Origin of the sequence: Gluconobacter sp. R75690 (assembly GCF_015244525.1) — a bacterium.
GTDB lineage: Bacteria > Pseudomonadota > Alphaproteobacteria > Acetobacterales > Acetobacteraceae > Gluconobacter > Gluconobacter potus.
Window position 1 is genome coordinate 52,989 of record NZ_JABCQB010000001.1, and the last position, 24,792, is coordinate 77,780.

At 58.7% G+C, this 24,792-nt stretch carries 23 protein-coding genes and 1 tRNA gene; 14 read left to right on the forward strand and 10 right to left on the reverse strand.

The annotated features are described in order from the left end of the window. The first annotated feature begins 1 nt into the window (after nt 1). Nucleotides 2-772, forward strand: a complete 771-nt coding sequence (locus HKD27_RS00275) for an ABC transporter ATP-binding protein (protein WP_041111890.1) — start codon at nt 2-4, stop codon at nt 770-772. 7 nt (nt 773-779) lie between these two features. On the opposite strand, the gene HKD27_RS00280 is transcribed toward HKD27_RS00275, so the two are convergent. Beyond that, nucleotides 780-1,130, reverse strand: coding sequence for a DUF3147 family protein (locus tag HKD27_RS00280; protein WP_194688307.1), 351 nt, complete (start codon nt 1,128-1,130; stop codon nt 780-782). A gap of 74 nt (nt 1,131-1,204) precedes the next feature. Next, nucleotides 1,205-1,281 (reverse strand) — tRNA-Asp (locus tag HKD27_RS00285). A 203-nt stretch (nt 1,282-1,484) separates the two neighbouring features. Here HKD27_RS00285 and HKD27_RS00290 point away from each other — a divergent pair. The 10 genes from HKD27_RS00290 to HKD27_RS00335 all read left to right on the forward strand — a co-directional run bounded on the left by HKD27_RS00290 (nt 1,485) and on the right by HKD27_RS00335 (nt 9,729). Continuing rightward, entirely contained in the window at nt 1,485-2,414 is a 930-nt protein-coding gene (locus HKD27_RS00290) for a retropepsin-like aspartic protease (RefSeq protein WP_194688306.1), read from the forward strand. Between the two features lie 115 nt (nt 2,415-2,529). Continuing rightward, nucleotides 2,530-4,005, forward strand: coding sequence for a methyl-accepting chemotaxis protein (locus HKD27_RS00295; RefSeq protein WP_194688305.1), 1,476 nt, complete (start codon nt 2,530-2,532; stop codon nt 4,003-4,005). Next, nucleotides 4,005-4,274: an STAS domain-containing protein gene (locus HKD27_RS00300; protein ID WP_062497590.1), complete on the forward strand. Its 270-nt coding sequence runs from the start codon at nt 4,005-4,007 to the stop codon at nt 4,272-4,274. The genes HKD27_RS00295 and HKD27_RS00300 overlap by 1 nt, the downstream gene beginning before the upstream one ends. Then, nucleotides 4,271-4,630 carry a response regulator gene (locus HKD27_RS00305; protein WP_194264322.1) on the forward strand — a complete coding sequence of 120 codons (360 nt, stop codon included), beginning with the start codon at nt 4,271-4,273 and terminating at the stop codon, nt 4,628-4,630. Before HKD27_RS00300 ends, HKD27_RS00305 begins: the two co-directional genes overlap by 4 nt. Beyond that, nucleotides 4,627-6,675 carry a chemotaxis protein CheA gene (locus HKD27_RS00310; protein ID WP_194688304.1) on the forward strand — a complete coding sequence of 683 codons (2,049 nt, stop codon included), beginning with the start codon at nt 4,627-4,629 and terminating at the stop codon, nt 6,673-6,675. Before HKD27_RS00305 ends, HKD27_RS00310 begins: the two co-directional genes overlap by 4 nt. Then, on the forward strand, nt 6,672-7,100 hold the full coding sequence (locus HKD27_RS00315) for a chemotaxis protein CheW (RefSeq protein WP_024716930.1): 429 nt from the start codon (nt 6,672-6,674) through the stop codon (nt 7,098-7,100). Before HKD27_RS00310 ends, HKD27_RS00315 begins: the two co-directional genes overlap by 4 nt. Further along, nucleotides 7,097-7,954, forward strand: a complete 858-nt coding sequence (locus HKD27_RS00320; RefSeq protein WP_172492808.1) for a protein-glutamate O-methyltransferase CheR — start codon at nt 7,097-7,099, stop codon at nt 7,952-7,954. Before HKD27_RS00315 ends, HKD27_RS00320 begins: the two co-directional genes overlap by 4 nt. Then, nucleotides 7,951-9,006, forward strand: coding sequence for a chemotaxis response regulator protein-glutamate methylesterase (locus tag HKD27_RS00325; RefSeq protein ID WP_194688303.1), 1,056 nt, complete (start codon nt 7,951-7,953; stop codon nt 9,004-9,006). Before HKD27_RS00320 ends, HKD27_RS00325 begins: the two co-directional genes overlap by 4 nt. Then, nucleotides 9,003-9,398 carry a response regulator gene (locus HKD27_RS00330; RefSeq protein ID WP_041111901.1) on the forward strand — a complete coding sequence of 132 codons (396 nt, stop codon included), beginning with the start codon at nt 9,003-9,005 and terminating at the stop codon, nt 9,396-9,398. The genes HKD27_RS00325 and HKD27_RS00330 overlap by 4 nt, the downstream gene beginning before the upstream one ends. Then, nucleotides 9,391-9,729, forward strand: coding sequence for a hypothetical protein (locus HKD27_RS00335; protein WP_194688302.1), 339 nt, complete (start codon nt 9,391-9,393; stop codon nt 9,727-9,729). Before HKD27_RS00330 ends, HKD27_RS00335 begins: the two co-directional genes overlap by 8 nt. An 18-nt stretch (nt 9,730-9,747) precedes the next feature. On the opposite strand, the gene HKD27_RS00340 is transcribed toward HKD27_RS00335, so the two are convergent. The 3 genes from HKD27_RS00340 to HKD27_RS00350 are packed head-to-tail and all read right to left on the reverse strand — an operon-like array spanning nt 9,748 to nt 12,880. After that, nucleotides 9,748-10,143 (reverse strand): hypothetical protein, encoded by a 396-nt coding sequence (locus HKD27_RS00340; protein ID WP_226986554.1) that lies wholly within the window; start codon nt 10,141-10,143, stop codon nt 9,748-9,750. 35 nt (nt 10,144-10,178) lie between these two features. Further along, on the reverse strand, nt 10,179-11,108 hold the full coding sequence (locus HKD27_RS00345) for a 4-(cytidine 5'-diphospho)-2-C-methyl-D-erythritol kinase (RefSeq protein ID WP_194688301.1): 930 nt from the start codon (nt 11,106-11,108) through the stop codon (nt 10,179-10,181). After that, on the reverse strand, nt 11,105-12,880 hold the full coding sequence (locus HKD27_RS00350) for a tetratricopeptide repeat protein (RefSeq protein ID WP_194688300.1): 1,776 nt from the start codon (nt 12,878-12,880) through the stop codon (nt 11,105-11,107). Before HKD27_RS00350 ends, HKD27_RS00345 begins: the two co-directional genes overlap by 4 nt. 101 nt (nt 12,881-12,981) lie before the next feature. On the opposite strand from HKD27_RS00350, the gene HKD27_RS00355 reads away from it, so the two are divergent. Then, nucleotides 12,982-13,827 carry a uracil-DNA glycosylase gene (locus tag HKD27_RS00355; RefSeq protein ID WP_194688299.1) on the forward strand — a complete coding sequence of 282 codons (846 nt, stop codon included), beginning with the start codon at nt 12,982-12,984 and terminating at the stop codon, nt 13,825-13,827. A gap of 182 nt (nt 13,828-14,009) precedes the next feature. Beyond that, nucleotides 14,010-15,974, forward strand: coding sequence for a transglycosylase SLT domain-containing protein (locus tag HKD27_RS00360; RefSeq protein ID WP_194688298.1), 1,965 nt, complete (start codon nt 14,010-14,012; stop codon nt 15,972-15,974). Nucleotides 15,975-16,114: 140 nt separating this feature from the next. Here the strand turns inward: HKD27_RS00360 and HKD27_RS00365 are convergent, their stop codons facing one another. Together HKD27_RS00365 and HKD27_RS00370 are read right to left on the reverse strand one after the other, a co-directional pair. Continuing rightward, entirely contained in the window at nt 16,115-17,953 is a 1,839-nt protein-coding gene (locus tag HKD27_RS00365) for a Hint domain-containing protein (RefSeq protein WP_228518258.1), read from the reverse strand. Nucleotides 17,954-18,387: 434 nt separating this feature from the next. After that, on the reverse strand, nt 18,388-18,966 hold the full coding sequence (locus HKD27_RS00370; protein ID WP_194688297.1) for a YqaA family protein: 579 nt from the start codon (nt 18,964-18,966) through the stop codon (nt 18,388-18,390). 144 nt (nt 18,967-19,110) lie between these two features. Between HKD27_RS00370 and HKD27_RS00375 the strand changes: the two genes are divergently transcribed. Then, nucleotides 19,111-19,659, forward strand: a complete 549-nt coding sequence (locus HKD27_RS00375) for a cytochrome b (protein ID WP_194688296.1) — start codon at nt 19,111-19,113, stop codon at nt 19,657-19,659. A gap of 350 nt (nt 19,660-20,009) precedes the next feature. Here the strand turns inward: HKD27_RS00375 and HKD27_RS00380 are convergent, their stop codons facing one another. From HKD27_RS00380 to ccmA, 3 genes are all read right to left on the reverse strand, one after another. Then, the gene (locus tag HKD27_RS00380; protein WP_228518257.1) at nt 20,010-23,330 is read right to left on the reverse strand and encodes a S41 family peptidase; all 3,321 of its coding nucleotides are present in this window, start codon (nt 23,328-23,330) and stop codon (nt 20,010-20,012) included. A 103-nt stretch (nt 23,331-23,433) separates the two neighbouring features. Further along, entirely contained in the window at nt 23,434-24,099 is a 666-nt protein-coding gene (gene ccmB / locus HKD27_RS00385) for a heme exporter protein CcmB (RefSeq protein ID WP_194264309.1), read from the reverse strand. Further along, on the reverse strand, nt 24,096-24,731 hold the full coding sequence (ccmA, locus tag HKD27_RS00390) for a heme ABC exporter ATP-binding protein CcmA (protein ID WP_194264308.1): 636 nt from the start codon (nt 24,729-24,731) through the stop codon (nt 24,096-24,098). Before ccmA ends, ccmB begins: the two co-directional genes overlap by 4 nt. Between the last annotated feature and the right edge of the window lie 61 nt (nt 24,732-24,792).

Sequence of the window (24,792 nt, forward strand, 5' to 3'; positions counted from 1 at the left end):
GATGCCCGGTATCGTTGTTGACCGTCTCTGTATCGATTTTCCACTGTATCATGGCCAGAGCCGCTCCCTGAAACGGCAGGTCGGCAAGACCCTGACCCGCTTTGCACCGTCCTCGCCATCGGCGCATCTGATGCATGACCAGCGGGAACGCACGATTGTCAGCGTACTGCGGGAAATCAGTTTCACGCTGCGCTCCGGAGAGCGGTTGGGGCTGATTGGCAGTAACGGCGCTGGCAAGACCACCCTCCTGCGGGCGCTGGCCGGCATCTATGAGCCTGTTGCCGGGCGAGTCCGGCTTGAGGGGACGATGCGGACCCTGCTGGATAGCAGTCTGGGCATGAATCCCGATCTGACCGGTCGTGAGAACATCCGTCTCAAAGGCCGGTATGAAGGGCTGTCACGCCAGCAGATCGACCGGATCGAACAGGACGTACAGGACTTCGCGGAGCTCGGGCCTTACATGGACATGCCGGTGAAAGCCTACAGTGCGGGCATGAGTGTCCGCCTGGCGTTCGGTCTGGCCACGGCGTCTGCCCCGGAGATCCTGCTGATGGATGAATGGTTCCTGGCAGGCGACGGCATTTTCATGAACAAGGCCCGCACCCGGCTTGAGGAACTCGTCCAGAAGGCGGAGATCCTGGTGCTCTCGACCCATCAGCCCGAAATCATGCGGCAGTGGTGCACGCGTGTCCTGTGGCTGGAGAATGGACATGTCCGGATGGATGCCTCACCCGACGAGGTTCTGGACGTCTATCTGGAACACACGGGCTGAGGCACCCTCAACTCCCTGACCCAAACCGTGCGAGCGCCCAGGTCGTCCCGAGATACAGGATGATCGTAAGGGCACACCCTGCCATCAGAGCCACCCAGAACGGCACTCCCACTCTCAGCAGCCGCGGAATGAGCAGAAACATCGGCAGGGACGGAAGCACATACCAGAATGTCGCTTCCGCATGACGGCTCATGACGACGCGGTCGGGCTTTTCCACCCAGAGCCAGATCATGCCCAGAACCGATACCAGCGGCAGGGACGCAATCAGGGCACCCGCTCCCGGATAGCGTCGCGCGACGCCTGAGGCCGCAGCGATCAGAACACCCGAGATCAGACATTTCAGAATGAAGAAAACCATATCCTTACCTAGAGGTAAGCGATCGTTTTCGGAATTTGTTTTTTCTGGGAATGTGGCCAACTCCAGAAGAGGAGTGGCGCGAGTGACGGGGCTCGAACCCGCGACCTCCGGCGTGACAGGCCGGCGCTCTAACCAACTGAGCTACACCCGCAAAGCTGCTTTCCAGCATCTTGGGACCTTCCGTTCGGGAAACTGTTTGGCTTCCTCTCGGTCGGTGGCGGTGATTTATCAGCCTGCCCTGGGGGTGGCAATAGGGTTTTCTGAAAAAAAAGCTCACCCGGGCAAAAAAACTGCCTTGCCCGGTCCGGATGGGACGTGTCCTTTGTAACGGATCGATACAGATGCGGGGATGTCATGACGCTGGGCCGACTGGGTGCGCTTCTGCTGATGGGGACTGTTCTTGCCGGGTGCGAGAGTGGTCCGCGTCAGTGCAAACTGATCATAAGCGGTGACATGCCGGTTCTGAATGACTGGGGAAGCCCCATCGTTCGTGCCGCGATCAATGGGCACCCCGTTGCGTTGATTGTTGATACGGGCGCTTTCTCCACCACGATCGGGAAGAGTTTCGTGGAGCCGCTCGGTCTGGACGATACAGGTGGGACCGTGTTCGTCCGTGGCGTCGGGGGAGATGAGTATGCGCGTGTCATGACAATCCGCACGCTGGACATGGGAAGTTCCAAGGCCCTGAACATCGCTGTGGCCGGGGCCGGGAAATTTACCGGAAAGATCGCCGGCCTTCCGATCGTGGGATTGTTCGGGCGTGATTTTCTGGGACGCTACGATACGGTCGTGGACATGCCCTCTCATCGGGTGCGCCTGGTTGAAACCGAAGACTGCGAAACGCCGACGCCGGGATGGACGGGGCGTATTCATACGGTTCCAATCAGCCATCCTTATAACGGCGGCCAGAAGACCACGCTGGATATCCGCCTGAATGGCCACGCGACCGACGCCGTGCTTGATACGGGAGCAGCCAGCAGCCTGATCAGCATGGATGGCGCAAGATCTGCGGGTGTGACGCGGGCCATGCTGGAAAAGGATCCGGTCACGACTGGTTATGGCCTCACGCGGGATCCGGTGAAGAATTATCGCCATCCTTTCGACACCCTCCAGATGGGCGATATCGTTTTTCGCGATGTCGTCCTGAGGGTCGGGGGTGATCTTCCCGATACGGATGCCCTGCTGGGAGCGGATGTTCTCCGGCATTACCGGATCTGGATTCCCCGCTGGGGCCACCGGATGTTCGTCCAGCACGATGTCGATATTCCAGCATCAGCCAATTGAAGAAGTCTGAGAGGCATTAACGGAGTTTCAATCAACTGTTCTCTAGGAAGGGAAGCATCTGGTCGGCTGCATGCGGCTGCCGTGGTGTGATCTGTGTTTCTGGAGGCGGTCTGGCATGTCCGACATGCGCTTTGTTCCCATGCAGCGGAGTTCCCTGTTGCGCAGGCGCCTGCTTTTGGCGTTTGCCATCCCCGTCGCTGTTTCTGTCTGTCTGGTGGGATGGCACCTGAAGACTGCGGGAGGACATACTGCAGGTAGCTGGCAGTCCGTTTCTCCTGAACTGGCTCTTCTTGCTCTCTTTTGTGCTGCTGGAATCGTCGCCTTCTTTCAGGTCGCGGCCTACGGGGACGATCTGGCCAGAGGCGTGAGGCAACTTGCGTCGGAAGGAACGCTACCACGGAACGTTCGTGAAGCCAGCCTGATCCGCTTGCAGGTCCTGCTCGGCGAAGCTCGGACGCATGCCGAGCGCAGCGACGCCATGACCGCCCAGGCGCAGTCGGCCCTTGCCGCTGTGCGGATCGAGGCCGAAGACGCCCGCCAGTCGGCAAGAGAAGAAGCGACCGAGCATGAGCGCGTCATTGCGGTTCTCGGGAATGCAATGGCCAGTCTGCGTGATGGCGAACTGGACTTTCGTCTCGAAGAAGCTCTGCCGGACCGGTACGACCGGCTGCGGCAGGATTTCAATGATACCGCATCGTCGCTTCAGAAGATGATGGTGTCGCTGAATGACAGCATTTCAACGATCTCCTCCGGATCGGCGGAAATCGCCTCGGCTGCCGACGATCTGGCCCGTCGTACGGAACTTCAGGTCGCCCGGCTTGAAGAAACCACGGTCTCGGTGGGGAACGTCACGGAGACTGTCCGCAAGACGGCGGCCGCGTCTGTCCATGCCAGTGAAGTCGCAAGCCAGACCCGCGACCGGGCCGAGCGGTCGGGTGAAGTGATGGCGGCGGCCACGGCGGCCATGCAGGACATCCAGCAGTCTTCAATCCATATTGCGCAGATCCTGGGCCTGATTGATGACATCGCCTTTCAGACCAATCTCCTGGCATTGAATGCCGGCGTTGAAGCGGCCAGGGCGGGAGATGCAGGCAAGGGGTTTGCCGTCGTCGCTGCTGAAGTCCGGGCCCTGGCCCAGCGCTCGGCTGATGCGGCCAAGGAAATCAAGGGGCTCATCACTTCAAGCACACAGCAGGTCAGTCGGGGCAGCTCCCTGGTTGAAGAGACAGGGGTCGCGATGAAATCCATCGTGGAAAATGTCAGTGAAATCAGTGTTCTGATCGGGGAAATCGCGACGGCTGCGCGCAGTCAGGCCAATGACCTTTCGGAAATCAGCGTTGCGGTCAGCCAGATGGATCAGAACACCCAGCAGAATGCTGCGATGGTCGAAGAGGCGACGGCCGCCAGTCATAACCTGAGCGCGGAGGCCCGGGAACTCGTCGGAAGCCTTCAGCGGTTTCGTCTGAAAAGCCTGCATGACGCCGAAAAACCTCTTTTCGAGAGCGAAACGCCAGCCTCTGATCTTCCATCGTCGCAGTGGGGAAATGAGTCCTTTCAGACATCGGATGAAGGATGGGAGGAGTTCCGCTGATGAGCGTTCTGATGCTGCCTGAGCTACTGGACACCAAATACGCCGTTCCTTTTTCGGAACTCCTCAAAAAGGAAGAGAGGGAGTTTGTTCTGGATGGAAGTCAGGTTGGCCGGATCGGTGGCCTCTGTTTCCAGTTGCTTGTCTCCGCGTACCAAACGGCGCAGGTGCAGGGTGCCGGTTTCGAGATCAGGAATATTTCTGATGCGATGAGAGAAAATCTTCAGCTGATGGGCGGAGATTTTCTTCTTGAGGCGCAGGGCGACGCATGAATATTCTGGTCGTTGATGATTCCCGAACCATGCGGGACCTTGTCAGTCGAGAGCTGCGCAAAGACGGTTATGAGGTGGAAACATCAGAAGATGGCGTTGAAGCGCTGAAAAAAATTTCCGATTTTCTGCCGGCAGTCATCATAACGGATCTGAACATGCCGCGTATGGATGGCCTGCAACTGACCAGAGCCCTTCGCGCGCGGTCAGATACAAAATACGTCCCTATCATTTTTCTGACGACGGAATCCGGTGACGATCTTCGTCGTGCCGCACGTGAAGCAGGTGCGACCGGGTGGATCGTCAAACCGTTCGATGGTCCCAAGCTGCTTGCCGCGGTGAGGCGTGTCAGCGCATGAGCACTGAAGATTTCATCGATGATATGGACGCGATCCGGCTGATTTTCTTTGATGAATGCGACGAGCAACTCACGCTTCTGGAAGAAGAGCTAACGGCGCTTGAGGACGAGCCGGAAAATGGAGAGAAGATCAACACGATCTTCCGGTGCGTTCACTCCATCAAGGGCGGAGCGGCCGCCTTTGGCATGGAAGATCTGGTAAGATTCTCCCATCTTTTCGAGAGCGTGCTTGACCGTTTCCGGTCCGGAGAACTGTCCGTAAATGCTGAGAGCATCAGGGTTTTTCTCAAGTGCAAGGATGTGCTGTCGGATATCATTTCAGATTTTAAAAATGGAGCCAGCACTTATGAGGTTGCTCCGGAGATAACTGCTGAACTGGAGCGCTATCTCGGGTCTGATGCTTCGGAACCGGAGCCGGCCTCTGAAGAGGTCGGGACGGAAGATATCTTCGGCATGTCTTTTGCACCGGTGAAAATTGAAATTGAGGCGCCCAGTGAGCAGAAGTTTTCAATTGTCCTGACCGTATCCGCGGAGTTTTATGAGCGCGGAGATGACATCCGGAATATCCTGATGGCATTGGAAGGTCTGGGGCAGATTAAGGTACAGGTTGATAGTGATGCTGTGCCACTTCTCGCCGATATTTCACCGGGCCAGAGTTATCTGACGTGGCAAATTCTGCTGACAACAGAAAAGTCACGAGAGAGCATTGATGAGATTTTTGACTGGTGTGGCGATGATCTGCAGGCGGTCATTACATCTGTGCCGGAAGAACCTGAACAAACCAAAATACCATCTGCTCCGGTTGCAGAAGAGAAAACGGATTCACCGGTCCGGAAAGGAACCGAGCGCAAGGATTCTGCGACCGTTCGGGTTGATATCCAGCGGATCGACAAACTGGTCGATCTGATTGGAGAACTGGTGATCAACCAGGGGGCCATTCAGTCCCAGATGCGCCGCAACAAGGTGCCGGGAGATTCATTTCTGGGGAACGTGGTCACGGCGCAGGAGCAGCTTATCCACGAGCTGCAGGAAAACGTCATTACGATGCGCGCCTATCCGATCAAGACGGTCTTCCAGAAGCTGGGGCGTGTTGTGCGGGAGACGGCCAGACTGACAGAAAAGCAGGTTCGGCTTGTTCTGGAAGGAGAGGACACGGAAGTTGATCGGTCCATTCTGGAAAAGCTCTCCGATCCTCTGACCCACATGGTTCGTAATGCCATTGATCACGGCATTGAAAGTCCAGAGGTCAGGGCGCAGGCGGGAAAGGACCCCGAGGGTCTGCTCCGACTGCGTGCCTTTCAGCGTTCTGGTCGGATCATCGTGGAAATTCAGGATGACGGGGCCGGTTTGGACCCGGACAGGATCTACGAAAAAGCTGTTGAAAAGAAGATTATTGAAAAGGGTCAAAGACTGGATCGGGAGGAAATCTACTCGCTGATTTTCGAGCCGGGGTTTTCGACTGTTGCAGAAGTGACCGATGTCTCAGGCCGGGGCGTGGGAATGGACGTTGTCAAACAAAGTCTCCAGCAGATCAACGGACGGATTTTCATCAGTTCATCAAAGGGAAAAGGAACAATATTTTCCATTTCTCTGCCTTTTACCCTCTCCGTTATCGAAGGCATTATCTTCAAATCAGAAGGGCAGGATTTTGTCGTTCCGATCAATAATGTATCAGAGACAATAATATTCGATAATAGTAAGGCGTTTCATATTGGAGAAGGAAAATATGGATACCCTTATCGGGATGGTTATCTGTCCGTAATTTATGCTTCAGACCTTTTGGGCGTTCCTTCTGATAAGAAAAATCAGAAAATATGCTTCGTTATCGAAAATGAAAACGAAGAAAAAATGGCATTCATTGTAGATAAGATTATTGATCAATCGAGGTTCGTGGTGAAAAATCTCGAAGATAATTATCGAAAAATTGCCTGCTTCTCGACTGCGACCATTCTGGGCGATGGCAACGTAGCATTTATTCTGGATGTGGAATTTCTCTTTGGTGAGCTTTTGAAGAAAAGAGAAAGTTCATTGGAGGAAAGAGTATGATTGGGGAAAAAGCGCTGGTCTTTTCTTTGGGAAATCAGGAATTTTCTATCCCGATTTCGGCTGTCAAGGAAATCAAGACCTGGTCAAAAGCAACGCCTTTCCCGGCGGCACCGGCGTTTGTTGAAGGCGTGGTGAATGTTCGGGGATCCGTAATTCCACTCGTGGATATGGCCCGGATGATGGGCGTTTCTGAGAACAGTAATGAGAAGAAAGCTATTATTTTTCTGAAAAACAAAGACAAGGTTATCGGGTTCTCCGTTTCAAATGTGACAGATATTTCGGATTTGGATGAGGAGGAATTCAAGCCTCTTCCTGAATTGTCCAGCGATGATCTCAAATATTTTCTGAATGGAATCCAGCCTGTAGCAGATCGTCTGATATTCTCTGTGAATGTAGACGCGCTGTTTGAGGGGAGTCTGCAATGACAGCGATCCCTGTGCTGGAAACAGACGGAATTTCTGATGGAAATTTCCGGATTATCGCTGGAATTGCCAAGAGTTACGCTGGAATTTCTCTGTCAGAAAAGAAAAAGAGCCTCGTCTATTCCAGAATTTCCCGCCGTGTCCGGCAGGAAGGGTTTGGCTGTTTCGACGAGTATTGTGCCTTCCTGATGAGCGAAGCAGGTTCTGACGAACGTCAGCACCTCGTTTCGGCGCTGACAACAAATGTCACCAGTTTTTATCGGGAAAAACACCACTTTTCATACCTGGAATCCCTGCTGCGTCAGCAGTTATATGGTCGTCTTGAGCGAGGAGAAGAGCTCAGGATTTGGTCTGCGGCTTGTTCGAGTGGCGAGGAAGCATATTCGATCGCCATGACCGTCATAAAATGTCTGTCCACCATTCCGCATCTGAAAGCGAAAATTCTGGCGACAGATATAGATTCCGATGTTCTGCAGCAGGCGCGCCTGGGAAGCTATGCTTCCATAGAAGCCGAGGCTCTTTTTGAAGACGGACTGCTGACGTCCTGTCGGCTTGAAGACGATCGGGTCGTCATGTCCGAAAAAATTCGGGAGATGATCCGCTTCCGACGCCTCAATCTGGTTGAACCTTGGCCATTTTCATCCTGTTTTCATGCCATTTTCTGCCGGAATGTCGCGATCTATTTTGATCGCGAAACGCAGGACCGGTTATGGGGTAACCTTTCTGCGCGTATTTTTCCGGGGGGAGAGCTTTATCTGGGGCACTCGGAGCGTATCGCTCATCCTGAGCGGTTTGGCATGGAAAGCTTCGGGCATAATGCCTATCGCAAGGTTTCGTCTGGCAGGAGGGGCTCTTGAGTGGCGCAAAACCCCTGACTGTCGTGGTCGTCGATGATTCCCTGACGACCCGCGCCCTGATTGCGGCCGCACTCCGGCGGGATCCCAGAGTAAAGATCGTGGGGACTGCCGGAACGCCCTTTGAAGCGCGTGATCTTATCGTGCGGCTAAATCCCGATGTGCTGACGCTCGATTTCGAGATGCCGTCCATGAATGGTCTGCAGTTTCTTGAAAAGATCATGAGGCTGCGGCCGATGCCCGTCGTGATGGTGTCGGGTCATCTTTCCAGTCATCGGGGACTGGTTGAGCAGTCGCTCCGGATGGGAGCTGCGGAGTGGTATTCGAAAACGACCACGGCTAACGGCGAGGATCCCTTTGCAGGGCTTGGAGATGCGATTGTCCGGGCCGCAGCCATGAAGCGGCAGGCTCCTGTGCCGGTTGCTACAGATTCTGCAAACAGGACTGTTCCAAAAATAGGAACTGTGGTCGGGATTGGCGCATCGACAGGGGGCGTGGAAGCCTTAACGGATGTTCTGGGGCATTTCCCCGTGGCCTGTCCGCCAACGGTTATCGTGCAGCACATGCCGCGGCAGTTTTCAGAAAGCTTCGCACGTCGTCTGGACCGGATTGTGAAGCCGGAGGTCAGGCTTGCGGAAGAGGGCGATATGCTGAAACCCGGCACGGTATATGTCGCGTCTGGTGGAGAGCGCCATCTGCGCGTCCGCTGTGGTGCGCGATCTGGAGAATATGTCTGCCAGCTGGTTGCGGCCCCACCCGTTAACGGACATCGCCCTTCGGTGGATGAACTGTTTTATTCCCTCGCCACCACAGTCGGTAAAAATGCTGTGGGGGTCATTCTGACCGGAATGGAATGCGACGGGGCGCAGGGCCTGCTGGCGATGCGTCATGCCGGTGCCTCCACAATCGGTCAGGACCGGGCGAGTTCCGTCATCTATGGCATGCCCCGGGCCGCATACGAACTGGGCGCTGTCGAGACGCAGCTTCCACTTTCCGCCATTGGCCCAGCCATTCTCAATCTTTGTGAACGTCGCTCTCTGGAGACATATCCATGATTTCAGCCTCCTCCATGTCCGTCCTTCTTGTCGACGATCAGACATCCATCCGCTCTATCCTGCGTAATACGCTGAGCCAGATCGGGTTCGTACAGATTGCCGGTGTCCGGAATGGACTGGAAGCGCTCGAACATCTCAAAAGCAATCAGGTTCATCTGATTATTTCGGATTTCAACATGCCGGATATGGACGGGCTTGAGCTTCTGAAAGCGGTCAGAAGTAATGCACGGACTGCGAAAACGGGCTTCATCATGCTGACGGGTCAGGCCAGCAAGGATCTGGTTCAGCAGGCCATTGCGGAAGGGGTGAACAATTTCCTGGCCAAGCCCTTTACGGCAAGTTCGCTCAAATCCCGTATCGAAGCCGTTTTTGGACCGATCTGCAGTGTCTGAGGCGTCGGGGAAGCTGGCATTGCCGCAAATTCTGGAAGGCGTGGGCGCGCAGCTGTCTTCAAGCCTTCAGGACCTGCACCGGCTGGAGGACACCTGTCTGAAGGCGTGTGCGGGCGAGAGTGCCACGCATCTGCAGGATTTTGACAGGATCACGCAGGTTCTGGGCCAACTGGCGCAGTGTTGTGAGCAGTTAAGTCATGAAAGCGGAGTGAGGGAGGTGAAGGTTCAGCGCTCCATAGTGGATCGCCTGACTCTCTCAGAGGTTCGGCAGCGTCTGCTGGCAGGTACCGTTCAGGTTTCCCCCGAGGCGGGGGAGATGGAACTTTTCTGAAATCCCGGAAGGATTTTGTCAGCTCGGTTTGCTCGCGTCATCGGGGTTGGAGCGGATCATGGTCCGCTGTTTCTGCAGGCCGCGAATGATCTGCTCGACGTCCTGCGGACCGAAGACGATCCCCACCGGACCATAAGCCGGGTGCTGGAAAGCCAGCATGGAGCCTTCGGTCAGGGCATCGATCTGCAAGGCCCAGTTCGTTGTGTAGACCGGCGTAAAGCGCGCACCGGCAATAGGTGCCGGCGGCTGTTTTTCAATGAGGCTCGCATGTGCCAGCCCGAGACTGGTGATCAACTGGGAGAGCTGCTTCTCGTCCAGGGCAATGCTGCCTGAAACGCCGCTGCCTTCCAGGAAAGACAGGATGATGGTCTTGCCGTCCTCTGAACGTGTGACTTGCATGCGTGGTGCTGTCATGACGTCCGTCGCCTTTCTGCCCGGTTGCGTTGTGATCAGGTGGAAGCCGCAGTGTGGTGGAAGCCGCCGGCCCATGTCCACCAACCCAGACGTGCGCTCTGTGCATTCAGGACGTGGGCGGCGGCAACAGCGCTTTCGGGGCTGGCGAAAATGCCGAAACAGGTGGCACCCGAACCGCTCATGCGGCTGAGCAGGCAGCCTGGCAGGCTCTCGATCGAGGCCAGAACTGTGCCGATGACAGTGCATTGTGAGAGGGCCGGGGCTTGGAGATCGTTCGTGGTGGCGTTCAGATCGGCCACCATGTCCTGCGCCGTGTTCCAGCGGTCAGGCAGAAACGGCTCGGGACGCTCAACAATACCGCCTCCTGCTGCGAAGGCCCGGAAAACGTCCGGTGTCGAGACACCGACGCCTGGATTGACCAGCAGGAGACCTGCATCTGGCAGGACCGGAGCGGGGGCGAGGATTTCCCCGATGCCCTGCATCCGTGTCGGGCGCTGGGCAACGCAGACGGGAACATCCGCCCCCAGTGTTTCGGCGATCGGAAAGAGGGCTGCCTGATCGACATTCCATTCCCGCGCCAGCAGACGCAGCGTGGCGGCGGCATCAGCCGACCCGCCACCAATACCGGATGAGACGGGCAGGTTCTTTTGCAGTTCCAGATGAAAGGATTCAGTCAGCCCGCCAATCGTGGTGCCGGCCTGGGCCTGAAGGGCGCGGGCGGCACGGAGCACGAGATTCTGGTCGTCCGCTTCAAGGCCCTTACCGAACGGTCCGTCGATCGTCAGCGACATGGCGTCGCTTGGAGCAGTAAGGGCAACGCGGTCTGCTGCGCCTGCGAATACGGCAAGACTGTCGAGCAGGTGATAGCCATCATCGCGGCGGCCGGTGATGTGCAGGAACAGGTTGATCTTGGCGTGCGCGGTGGCCTGAGGAGCGGCGGAAGAAGTCGTGTCTGGAAAGGTCATTGTTTCTGTTCGAAAGCTGCGAGATGGGGGCCGCCGTTCTGGAGCGCCTGCATCAGAAGGGCGCGATCCTGCGGCTGGGGATTGTCGTCCAGGGACTGGTTCCACTGGTCCTGTGCTTCGGTATGCCGTCCGAGATACCAGTAGGCAACGCCGAGATGGTAGCCGATTTCAGCATCGCTGGGCGCATGTTCCGCAGCCTGCACGAGGATGGGGAGCGCGGTTTTGATATCCGCGCGATATTTGAGCAGGGCCCAGGCATAGCTGTCCTGAATGGAGGCATCAGTCGGCTGGAGATCGACGGCCTTTCTCAGCATGGCGAGGGCCTGAGCCTGATCGGCATCATGCTCGATATTGGCATAGCCCACGAAATTGAGCACTTCGGGCTGGTCGGGCGCGAGTTCCAGCGCATGCTTCATATCATCCTGGACCATCGGCCAGTTGCCGCTTTCTTCCGCAGCCATCGCGCGACCGAGCAGGATGGGCCACAGGATCTCCTTGCGGGGCGGGGACGCTTTGAGGGCGCGGGTATAGAGATCAATGGCCTGCGTATGGTTGCCGCGCTGGTCTTCGACTTCCGCAAGCTGGATCAGGAATTCGGGATTGTCGGGACGCAGGGCGAGGGCGCGATGCAGGGCATCCGCTTCCTGCTCGAGGTCGCCCGAGCGCAGGGCCAGGTTGATGCGCTCCTGTGCAGCCAGGGCGGCGAGAGGATCGGAAGGCGGGATGCCATCCAGTTCAGCCAGTCCGCTGGAGATCTGGTTGGCTTCCCGAAAGGTGTCGGCCAGAAAGATGCGCGCGATTGTCAGGCCAGGATCAAGGAAAATGGCCTGTTGCAGGGCAATGATGGCCGGGTCCCGCGGAATGCCGTCCTGCTGGATGACATCCGTGATCATGAGGGCGATCTGCAGGTTGAGAACCGCGCCGCCAAGGGCCGGGCTCGGGCTCTTCAGATGCGGAAGGCTCTGCTGGATCGGGCCGATGACGAGAGAGGCCAGAGGAGATGTCACGCCAAGGGCTGCGATGGCGTCGCTGGCCTCCTTGTGACGGCCATGGCGTTCGAGCCAGCTCCCATAGAGCTGTGCATAGAGGATCTGGAGTGTCAGCGGGTCGCCGGAAGCATTTCCCGTCCGGTGATAAAGCTGTCCCGCCAGCTGCGGGTTGGGAAGGGATTCCGCGATCATGGCTGCATGCAGAAGATACAGTCTGCGGGTCGCGGGTTGGGCTGCCGCTTCTCCCAGCAGATTCAGGGCCTTGTCGGCATGTCCCTCGGCCGCAAGGCTCCAGGCCATGAGAGTGGGGGCAGCAATGGCGACGAGCGGACCGTGATGGGGGCTGCGGGTCAGGATACGGCGCATTTCGGCCCAGTCCTGACGGGCAAAGGCATCCTGCGCGAGAATGAGGGTCCCGATATCGCTGCCGACGTCATGATCGGGCAGTGCGTTGGCGAGTCTGATGGCCTCGGTCTGCTTCCCGGCCATCGCGGCGTAACGCAGGGCATCGTGCTGCAACTGGAGGTTGTGCGGTGCGAGGGGCAGGGCATGCGAAAGCGCCAGATTGGCGGCGGAAACGTCTCCGCGTTCCATCATGACGGTCGCGGCCATCATCCAGCCGGTCAGGGATTTTTCGGGATTGACGGTCGGCAGCATGGCGGGAGGAACGGCGGCCGCGGCAGCCTCCGTGAGGCAGCCACCCAGCACAAGAGCAGGAAGCGCCAGACGGAGCGGACGGGAAAAATCCTCGAATGATCTGGGCCAGCCGCGTGTGATCTGCATAATGGACGAAACTCTAGCCCTCTTGAGGCCTGACGCCAACTGCTCCTCCTTTTCCGTGAGGGCAGGGCTGCCGGCCCGGAGGCAACCAGAACGGATAGATCATGACGCCCCAGCCGGTTGTGAGCCGGGCCGAACTTCTGGCCGCGCTCCAGCTTCAGTATGAATGGGGAGCCGACGAGGCTCTGTGCGAACTGCCCGTGGACCGTCTCTCCGAGGCGGCCCCGCGGCTGCCCGCTTCCATGCCGCAGCGTGAGGGCGAGGGACAGCGGACGGCTGCGCGGCCTTCGCCGGAAATGTGGGATGGTACGCGTCCGGCCGGCGCAAAGGTTACCGGAGCGGCAACGGGGAGCCTCTCCCTGCAGGCGCTGGAGAAGGCGCCTGATCTTCCGACCCTGATGCGGCTGACAGAGGCACCGGACGACCTGTTTCTGGCCCGGACTGCCACGCACCGGCTGGAACCGGTCTTTGTGGAAGACGCCCCCTTCATGCTGATCGGCGAGGCGCCCGATGCAGACGAGGACCGGTCCGGCACGCTTTTTGCGGGAGAGGCGGGATCGCTTCTGGAGAAGATGCTGCGGTCAGCCGGGCTGGAGCGGGGGCAGATCTCCATGGCGCCGGCTCTGCCGTGGCGACCGCCGGGCGGCCGGACTCCCAGCGATACGGAGATGCAGGCCTGCCATCCGCTCCTGCTGCGGACGATTGCCCTGTGTCGGCCCCGCTTTCTGGTGACGATGGGCGTGACGCCCCTGAAGATGCTGCTGGGGCCGGATGCGGCTGTTGGACGGTTGCGCGGGAAGTGGACGGAGGTTCCGGTTCCGGGGCTTGCGACTCCGGTTCCACTTCTGCCGATGCGGCACCCGCTTCAACTGCGGGCCAGTGCGGCTGCGCGGCGGAATGCGTGGCAGGATCTGCTGATTCTGATGGAGAAACTGGCTCCGGAGGGATGAGGACCGAACCGGTACAAATGGCATCGTCAAAAAACTTCGGGAAAACGTAAAAAAACGCGCCAGGACAGGCGTTTGCCACTGGATTGTTTTGAGGTTGGGTTATATCATTGCCCAGTCCAAGGCTGCATCAATCTTAACAAGTTCTTGCCAACGGCATGCAAAGCGGGTAGCAACCCGCTGCTATGCGAAGGACAACCCCTTTCATTTCTGGCAGTAACGCACGGGCTTTGCTCGTCAGCGTGCTGATTCTGGCTGGTGGCTCACTGTCCCCGGCGCGTGCGGAAAGCACACGAAACCTTCCCCCCCAGCCGGAGCCGGTGGGGGATGAGACCGCTTTTGCCGAAGCCCGCCCGTCTCTGGGCGGGGATGGTATCGTCTCGCTTCCCCATCCGCTCACCGCGACAATGGCCAGCCGCTACCGGCTGATCTTCCAGGCCCAGCGGGAAGGCAATGTCCGGATCGTTCAGGACCAGATGCGCCTTGTGACGGATCATGTCCTGCTGCCGGATGTGCTGGCCGAGCGCTATCTGGCGCCAGGCGCCCATCCGGCCGTCGAACAGCTTCGGGAATGGCTGCATGACTATGCCTCCCAGCCCGATGCCGCCAGTATTCAGGCCCTGCTCCTGAAAATCGCGCTTCCGGGAACGGTGCAGCCCCAGTCCTTTGTCCGTCCGCTCGCCGCTGATGCGCGGGCTGAAGACGTGAAGGGCATATCTGCTCCGGTTGATCCCCTGCTCCATGCTTTTGTGCGTAATCCGCTTCTGGACCGGACGGTTCAGGAACGGGTGCTCTCCGGTGTGCGGGGGGCGGAAAGCGCGCTTCATCTTGTGGATATCACGCCGGGCATGACGGCGCCCTATGCCGCCCAGCTTTATGGGGAGGTGGCTCTTGGACTGCTGTCCCAGGGCGAAACCCTGCTGGCCCTGCGGCAGGGCAGCGCGGGATTTGGCCGTGGCAACAGTCAGGTGGGCCTGCCCGCTTATGTTGCGGGTCTGGCGGCCTGGCGTGAAGGCCATATCGAGGCGGCCTACGACCTGTTCCAGTCCGCAGCCAACGCGCCTGTCACGACGGTGGAACTCCGCGCGGCCGCTGCCTTCTGGGCCGCACGTGCCGAAGGGCGGCGTCATGACATGGTCGGCTATGTGAAATGGCTCCATCGCGCCGCCATTCACCACGAGACCTTCTACGGTATTCTGGCGTCCCAGACGCTTGAGCTTGGACGGCACGGTCATGCGCGCCTGCCGGATGGCGGCGTGGAGATCACGCTGCACGATCCGGTGCCCGTTCTTGCGGAAATCGACGTCGAGGCAGTCGGGGCCCTTCCGCAGGGGCGTCAGCTCTTCGCTCTGCTGCAGGTCGGCGAGCGGATGCGGGCTGAGAACCTGATCCGGCGGATGTGGATCGATGTTGCGGATGACAGCGCGCGGTCCCGCTCGCTTCAGCTCGTGGCGCAGGCGGCGGGTTATGAAGATCTGTCCGAACAGCTCGCCTCTCTCATCATGCATCAGGAAGCGCAGGTAACGAAGCCGACGCCGCTTCCCCTGCCGTCCCTGAAGCCCAGCCATGGCTTCAGGATGAACCCGGCGCTGGTTTATGCGCTGACGCGGGTTGAATCCAACTTTGACCCCTCGGCGACGTCAGGTGCCGGAGCGCATGGCCTCATGCAGATCCGTCCCGTAACGGCCAGCTTCGTCACCGCGTCGCATATGACGTATGACTCGCATGGCGTGGCGGTGATCCCGGTTGCGCCGGATATGGTCAGTCGTCTGCATAACCCGTCCTCCAATCTGGAAATCGGGCAGCTCTACGTGCTGTATCTGGCGAACCAGTCCAGCCGGGTCGCAACCGTTACGCCTCCCGAAGGCGGTGATCTGGTCCGGGTTCTGGCCTCCTATAATGCCGGCCCGGGGGCCATTGCCCGCTGGGAAGGCGCGCAGAAGGCGGACATGCACGATCCACTGTTCTTTATGGAAACGCTCCCCAACGGGGAAACGCGGGACTATGTCCATCGCGCCCTGACCTACACGTGGCTTTATGCGCACCGCATGGGGCTGCCCTCTCCCTCGCTGAAGGCACTGACGCGGTCTGAATGGCCGTCCTTCGGGGAAGAACAGGCCATGGCGCATGAGCGAATGGCCCTGAACTAAAAGATACGGAACAAAAAAAGCCCCGGCCTGGACCGGGGCTTTTTTTGTTCCGTTGCTGTGGGTCCGTATGAAGGACCGTAGATCTTCTCACGGTCGCAGATGGAGCCGTGAGAAGATCCCGGAATGGTTTTCTTATACCTTCAGGCCCGCCGAGCGGTCTGTTCCTCAGGAAGGGCAGTATCCGTAAAATAGGTATTCGTCGCCAGGATGGTGATGGAAAGGACGCCGAAATGAAGGGGGGCACGCTCACCGAGCGGGATGAGACCGTTACCGGTCGTCCAGCGGCAGCGTGCATTTTCCGGGCCTGCCCATCCGTCGAGGGGCTGATGCTCCAGATGAGCTTCGAGGTCGGTGGTGTTTCCTGAATCGAAAAACACGATATCGCCCACGAGAACGCCAAGGGCGCGGCGGTCATCAACAAAGGGGCCGACCGTGTCACACGGGCGCGACACGCGGGACATGAGCTTGACCGAGCTGATTCCCGGCGGGATCATGAACAGGGTTCGGTCTTTTGTCTGTCGCATCGGATAGATGATCTGACCGTCTGACGCGAGGAGATGCAGGTCGGGATCTTCTGTGGTCTGCGGGGCGTGGACCCTGTTTGCCATTGATCTGTCCAGCTGGCAGTGGGTGAGAGCGCGGGTTTCGATCTGCCGATAGAGGGGTTCGACAAAAGCCCGGCTAACTTCCAGAGGGGCAGCGGCATCGTCCCAGCTTTTATGCTGGCCACCGATGGCAAGGATTTTTCCGTCCTGCCGGAAGGTGTGACGGTTGCCTGTATCGAGATAGCTTTCGGTCAGCATGCCGTCAGCCATGATGACGGAATGCTCCCTGGTCTCGAGGTGGAAGTATTCGTAGGAGGTCAGGGACCGGTCGTAGAAGATGGAACTGCCGTTTACGAGCATTCGGGCGGGGACAAAGCGGCCGTCCATGAACAGGCAGTGTTCCGCTGTGATCAGCATGTCCTTGTAAGGGACATTTTCCGAAATGGCGTTGGCGAGGATGCGGATGGGATAACCCGCCTGGTCATCCGGCAGGAACGGGTTGGTGGTGGCCTGTCGCCAGCCGGTCCAGATGACTTCGCGGACAACGGGTGTGCCCTCGTGCCATACGAGGATCTCGTCGCCCGTGCGGATGTCCTGGATCGGGGTTTCGCCGGACGGCGTGCGGATCATGGAGTCAGCAAGGAAGCAGACGCCAATATAGGTGTTACCGTCGGAATAGGTGATGCTGAGCGGGTTATTGTCTGTGCTCAGGGCATTGTAGGTGCCGGTTGCGAGTGTGGTGCCGCTGGCCAGCGTGACAGTATAGGTGGCGATTTCGGTATTGCCATTCCCGCCATAGAGCGTGATCGTGCGTGAGGAACCGCTCCCGGCTATTGTATATCCGGTAATTTCGGTAACCGTATTCTGAAGTTCGATCGTGTCCTTGGCCGGGTTGTAGTTGGTGATCGATGTGCCGCTCAGGTTAATGAGCGTACCGCCGCCATTGAGGATCAGGGTTCCGCCGCCGGTACCGAAATTGATTGTGGAGCCGGTCAGGACGCTGGCGAGATTTGACCCGGAAACGTAGGAACCGCCCTCACTGATGTTGATGGTGGAGCCCTGAAGCGCGCTGGCAATAAGGCCGCTTGAGAAGGTCAGTTCTCCACCAACGACATTCAGTGTCAGTCCTGATACAGCGCTGACGCCTAGAGTGACAGTCGTGTCGCCGCCAATATAGAAATTCACGGCACTGAGTGCATTGAGAAGAATATCAATATCGCCGGTTGATCCGGGAACACTGACATAGGTTCCACTCAGAAGGCTGGCCAGAACGACAACAGAATCGGACCCAGTGACGATATTACCTGTTGGAACATTGGACAGTGTGGTGATGGTAGTGCCAGAACTGTCTTTAATGGTGACATTCTGCAATAAGCCCAGAAGGTCAGACTGAGTAACGGTATAAGTGGTGTTGGTACCGGGATATGAAGTCATGATACTTCCCCTTTTGTGTTAGGATTGCACTAACATCCGTCCTGATTTTATCCTGCATTTTGTTAGCGATATAAAAACAAGACTTATATAACTCTCACAATTTTTCGATTCTGCTCAACAAAAAATTAACTCAAATATAGGTTACTTTATCGCTACTTTATTTAGACAAAAATTGATTGTATTTCACAAACAAAATATGTCTTCCGTGGTTTATGAGATGTATTCTCAATACGGATTTTAGGGGCTGCGCACCGTTTTTTCGGGGGGCATTTGCGGGGTTCCGCTATTTGTCTGGGATTATGCAAGAAATATTTTGATTGTAAAAAATTAACTTAAGGCTGTAGTACTATTGTGAATTGCAATATTTTCGCTATTTGCGACCCCCTTTCCAAAGGGTGTCGAGGGCCCGGAGAGCTTATTTAATAAATTATTTTTTAAAAAATCTCGATCAGAATGATACCAGCTGCGATCAGGAGCAGGACTGCGAAGAGGACGAGGGCCAGACGCTTTTCAATGAAGTCGCGGATGGGTTCGCCGAACGTGCGGAGCAGCGCGGCTTCGAGGAAGAAGCGGGCGCCGCGGGTGACGATACTGGCGGCGATGAAGGGCAGCAGGGAGAAATGGGCGGCACCGGCCGCCAGCGTGACGAACTTGTAGGGGAGCGGGGTCAGGCCCTTGGCGAGAATGATCCACACGCCGTAATGGCGGAACATGGCCTCAAGGTTCAGGATGCGCTGATCGGCATGATAGAAATGCGCGATCGGCATGCCGATATGTTCCATGAGGAACGCGCCGAGGACCCAGCCGATCAGCCCGCCCGCGACGCTGGCGAGTGTGCAGACCAGAGCCAGAAACCAGGCCCGTTCGCGATTGGCAAGCAGCATGGGCACGAGCATCAGGTCCACCGGTAGCGGAAAGACCGAAGCTTCCGCCATCGCGACAATGACCAGCCACCATACGGCGCGCGGAGACGCGGCGAGTTCGGTAATGCGCGTGTACAGCAGTGTCAGCATGGCGGTCGGGTGTTCCTGTGAGAGTGTGCAGGTGTCCTAGCCGTCCTGCTTCCGCTTGAAAATCCGTAACCCGGCGCAACGTGTGTTCCGGCCAGGGAACGGGTTATAGAAAGCGGAACCGTTCTTCCGGAGTGCTGCCGTTTCATGGACAAGACCCTTCCGCCGATCCAGCGTTATTCCCTTGTGGCCAGGATATTTCACTGGAGCATGGCGGCGATCATCATTCCGCTGTGGCTGCTCGGGTTTTATGTGGGGCGGATCATGCCGCATGCGGCGACGCCCCAGAAGGCGCTCCTGCTGCTGATCCACAAGGAGATTGGACCGTTCATCATCGTCCTCACGGTCCTGCGGCTTGTCTGGCGGGCGACGCATCGTCCTCCCGCCATGTCGGCGGAGATCCCTGAAGAGGAGCGTCTGGCGGTTCAGGTCGGGCATTTCGGACTGTATGCGATGATGCTGGTCGTGCCGCTGACGGGATGGGTGCGGAGTTCGGTTCATGGCCTGCCGATCCCGATGATGTGGGTCGTCAATCTGCCGCCTCTGGCGCACAAGGCACCGGTTTTCGTGCCGCTGGTGAATGTGCTGCACCAGTTCTCGTCATGGGTTCTGGGGATGCTGATCGCCGGGCATGTGATCGCGGCGCTGCTTCATCGCTATGGTCGCAAGGACAGCATCATGGACCGGATGCTCTGAATCCTGGTTCATATAGTGTGCTGTTATTTGCCGTGTTCTATTGGATTATGAAATAAGAAGATAAATTATATAAAAAGCATAAAATATGATTAGAAACAGAAGAATTATAAGAAATAATAGAATTATATTGGCAAATATACTTTTATAAATGAAGATATTTCTATGATTGAATATAATATACACAAATAGAAGAACTGAAACCGCAGCCAGAACCGCTAACGAAAATTCCATCATCGGGTCTGACCTGATTTCATTGATCCATCAACAGATCTGATGACTGCTCTGACAGCCGGCATGTCGTTGTACCCTGATGGATCAGCACTCTGCCGATCCATCAGAACCTTTCAGGATTAACGAGGGGCAGCGGGCTGCTGCACCGGAAAGGCCTCGGGCTTGAGGACCGGGCGCGGATGGTCGGCCATGTCCTTGCGGAGCCAGGCGATGGCGGCGTCGAGCTGCTGGTCCTGCCCGTTGAAGGTGGCGACCGGCATGTTCTCAACCTCGATATCCGGAGAGACACCTTTGTTCTCGACCAGCCAATGTCCGTTCAGGTCGAAATACGGGTTCTCGGCCGTGCGGGCGTTGCCGTTGTCGATCAGGCGATCCCCGTCAGACAGCCAGACGCCAGCACCTGCCGTACGCTCACCAAGCAGCGGGGCGATATGCAGGGACTTGATGCCCTGCGAGAAGGTCTCGCCGTCCGAATAGGTCATCTCATCGGACAGGACGATCAGACGGCCCTGAAAGGACTGCTGCATATCCACCGAAGGCGCATTGCCGTAGCGGCCCCAGAACATCCACGGGCGACGCATGAGCTGCGTCAGGACCCAGCTGTCGATATTGCCGCCCGTATTGCCACGGACGTCCACGATCAGGCCGTCCTTGTCGATATTGGCATAGAACTCGCGAGCGAAGGCTTCCATGTCGTCACCGACCATGGACTGCAGATGCAGATAGCCGATGCGGCCGTGGCTGGCGCGATCGACGACATCCGCCCGGCCGACTTCCCAGTCCCGCGCACGCAGGTCACGCTCCTTCATATAAGGAACGGGCGTCACGATGACCTTGTGTTCCTTTCCGGCGCGCGAGAGCGTCAGGAGAACCTGTTTTCCGGCCTGATCGGCAAGCAGCGAGCCCAGATCGGGCTGCCCCGCCGTGGGCTGTCCGTTGACGGCGACGATAAGGTCTCCGTCACGGGCATCCACACCGGGAGCCGCCAGCGGGGACTGCTGGTCCGGGAGGTCGCGGTCGCCCTGATAAATGTGATCGATGCGGAAGCCGTTGTCCTCATGCGTCAGATGCGCGCCAAGGCCTGCAATGAGGCTGGACGCGGGCTGATCGACGGTCGTGGGCGCGTGGAGCTGCGAGTGCATGGCCCCGATTTCCGCCACCATCTGGCCGAGCAGATCGTCGAGATCCGCGCGGTCCCCGAGGCGGTCCACGAAGGGGGCGAAATGGGCGCGCACGGCTTTCCAGTCCACGCCTTGCAGGTCGCGGTCATAGTAATGGTCGCGGTGCAGACGCCAGGCATCCACGAACTCGTCCGACCACTCCTGTCCGGGGTCGATCCGCAGGCGCAGATGGTCGAGTTCGATTTTTTTGCCGGCCAGTTCCTTGGGCTGTTTTTCGCCCGCAGGCGTCAGGAGCAGGTCGGGAGCGTTCTTCCCCTTGCGGCTGAGGGTCAGCAGGGTCTTGCCGTCGGGCGTGATGTCGAAAACCGAAATCTTGGCGGCGTAGGTTTCGATCTTGTGTTCGTTATTGTCGATATGGATCGACTTCAGATCGCCCGGACCATCGCCTGAGCCGGAGCTGTCGATGGTGAACAGATACTCGTCAGAAACGCCGAGACCACTATAGTCCCCGGCCGGGACAGGCGCCTGATACAGACGTGTCGCAAGGCCAGCCCATTCGATGGCGGGGAGAGGCTTTTTCTTGTCGGCGTCTTTCTTCTTGGCATCCTTTTTGTCGGCATCGGGCTTTTTGTCCGCCGGGTCCAGCTCGGTGGCGGGCTGGAACGGGAAGCGTTCTCCGGCCTGAAGGGCCAGAGCATAAATGCCGGTCCGTTTCGGGAAGGCCGGGCCGATATTGCGGTCACCCCAGGGCGAACCATTGGACAGCGAGAAGGTGCGGTCCGAAAGGAACCACAGCCATTTCCCGTCCGGAGAGAAGCTCGGCGTATAGGATTCGTAGCGCCCGTCCGTGACCCAGTTCGTCTGGCCGGTGGCGGGAACGTAGAGCGCGATCTGACGACGCAGGTTTGCACCACGGGTACGCACGAAGGCCAGAACATGACCATCCGACGACCATGACAGGGAGTCGAAGACGTTGGTGCCGTCCTGCATGGCGTTATCGACGAGCTTGTCGGCCTTCGTGGACAGATCCGTCAGCCACAGCCGCCCCAGAAGATCGGTATGGGCGGCGTATTTTCCGTCCGGCGAAAGCGAGAGGATCACGGGTTCAGTCGGTGACGGCTGGCTGATGGCCTCGCCCTTGCCGCTGCCGTCTGCTGCAAAGCGCCACAGAGCGGAATCGCCGTTGACGTCGCTGAAGGCGATGACGGATTTGCCGTCCGATGTGATCTGGGCGAGGCGCAGACGCACATTGTCAGGGGTTGCGAGGACGACGACGCGCCGCGGCGAAGCGCCTGCGACGACGACATGGCCGCGCATGGTGAAGGCCGCGGTCTCACCTTTGGGGGAAATGGCCGATGCGGTCAGGAAACGCGTGGGCTTCTCCAGCCAGTACGGGCTGCGGGGCAGGTTGTCGGAGGTCAGGTCCACCTTGACGGGTGTGGTCTCGCCGCTCGCCAGATTGAAATCGAACAGGTCCGCGCCTTTGCGCATCACGATATGGTCGCCGGAAATGGAGGCTTCGAGGACGCTGTAATCCGTGAAATGGGTGAGCTGTTTCGCGTCCGAGCCGTCGGTGGCGAGGCTCCACAGATTGTAGCGGCCGTTCTCGTCGGAAATGACGATCAGCCGGTCGCGCCAGGGCATCGGGCGGATGAGATTGGCGTCATGCGTGCCGATGCGCTCGGCTTCCTTGCCGTTCTGAAGATCGAAGCGCCAGAGTTGGGACAATGCGCCGCCGCGATAGGCGCGCATGTGGTCGCCGGTCGTAGCCAAGCCGAAGCGGACGGCATAGAGCCAGCGTCCGTCCGGGCTGAGAGCGGCATCATTGACGCCGGAGAGCGGGAAGACATGCTTTGCGCTGGTCTTCGGATCAATGGCGGTGACGGTCTGGGTGTAATACGGCCCCGTGGCGGCGGGGGCGGCGTAGAGAATGCCGGCATGGGCGTCCCAGCCGATGATTTTCAGCCGCGCGACGTTCTCGAAGGTCAGGCGTCGGGGCGTGCCGCCACTGCGGGGCATAACATAGATTTCGGTCGGGCCGTCGAAATTGGCGGCAAACGCGATCTGGGTGCCGTCCGGGGAAATGACGGGGTGCGGATCAATGGCGTTGGCCCCCTGCGGCATGGTCGTCAGGCGCTGGGCCTGCCCGCCGGCGAGGGGGACGCTCCAGACGGACTGCTCGGCATTGAACAGGACGGTCTGGCCGGAAATCGAGGGTTCACGCAGATAGCCCGGCTCGGCCTGAGCGATGCCGAGACCCAGCCCCATCAGGGCTGCACAGGACAAAAGGGAGCTTCTGAGCGACGGGCGTTGGGGCATGACGATGATCTCGATCTGAAACGAATATGGTCCAGTCGTTTCATAAAGGAGTCATGTCGTCAAAGGCCTGCGGATGACATCCTGGTAAGGTATAATATGTCCTTCAGCCCACGGCTGCCTTCAGACCCTGTCCGGCGGCGAGGGGGCACAGGGGCAGGCACGCGAACAGGCAGGCTCCCAGCAGATCCAGACTGGCGGTAGGCGACGTGGCAAGCTGTCCGGCATAGGAGGAGGCTGCGCCGAAGATCAGGACTGGCGTTGCGAGTGGCAGGACCAGAAGCGGCAGCAGCACGCCGCCCCGCCGCGCGCCAAGCACGATCGAAGCCGCCATGCCGCCGAGGAGCGAGAGAGACATCGTACCCATCGCAAGGCCGAGCAGCAGGAGCGGAAGTTCCGAGCCTTTGACGCCGAGCATGATGCCGAGCGGAATACTGGCGATCAGCAGTGGCAGGCCGGTCGTCAGCCAGTGAGCCGCCATCTTGGCGAAGGCCACGGCGGCCGGGGCCGGGCCGGTCAGCATCAGCAGGTCAAGGGAACCATCCTCAAGTTCAGCTCCGAACAGCCGGTCCAGCGGCAACAGGCAGGCGAGCAGGGCGCAGACCCAGATGATCCCCGGCCCCATGTGCCGCAGCAGATCCGGTGAGGGGCCGAGCGCAAGGGGAAACAGGCTGCCACAGAGGATGAAGAACAGCAGAGAGGCCAGCGTGTCGGCGCCGAAGCGGAAGGCCAGACGGAGGTCACGGTCGATCAGGGCAAGAAAAGCGGTCATGACAGCCAGAAGGATTCCACATGCGCGAGCGAGGGCAGCTCGTGGGAGCGGGTATTGTCGAGGGGAAGGGGCACATGCGTCGTGACGATCATGGCGCCTCCCTTGGCGCGATGGGCGGCCATGACGGCGCCGAGACGTTCGATGCTGGCGACATCCAGCCCGACCGTCGGTTCATCAAGCAGCCAGAGCGGCGCGCCTGAGAGCATGACGCGGGCGAAAGCGGCGCGGCGCTTCTGCCCCGAGGACAGCAGGCGGGCCGGAAGATCGGTCAGATGGGTGAGGTCCAGCGCCTCAAGTGCATCGGGCAGACTGTTCGTGCCAAGCTTTTCAGCCAGAGCCAGGTTCTGCGCCAGCGTCAGTCCGGGTTTGAGCGCATCCTGATGGCCGAGCCAGGCGAGATCGCCATAACGGATGACTTCCCCTGAATCGGGGCGACGCAGACCGGAAATCGTGCGGAGGAGCGTGGATTTCCCCGCACCATTTGGTCCCGTCAGAATCATGGCGTCCCCGGCATCCAGCGTCAGCGACACGCCATCGAGCACCAGCCGGTCACCACGGAACACCGTGACGTCCTCGACATCGAGCAGACGTCCGGGGACGGGGGGCGTGGGGAAGTCAGACGGGCTGGTCATCGAAGGGTCTCATGCGGGGTTCGGTTCTGTCCCGGTGTGTGTCTTTCTGTTTTAGAGACCC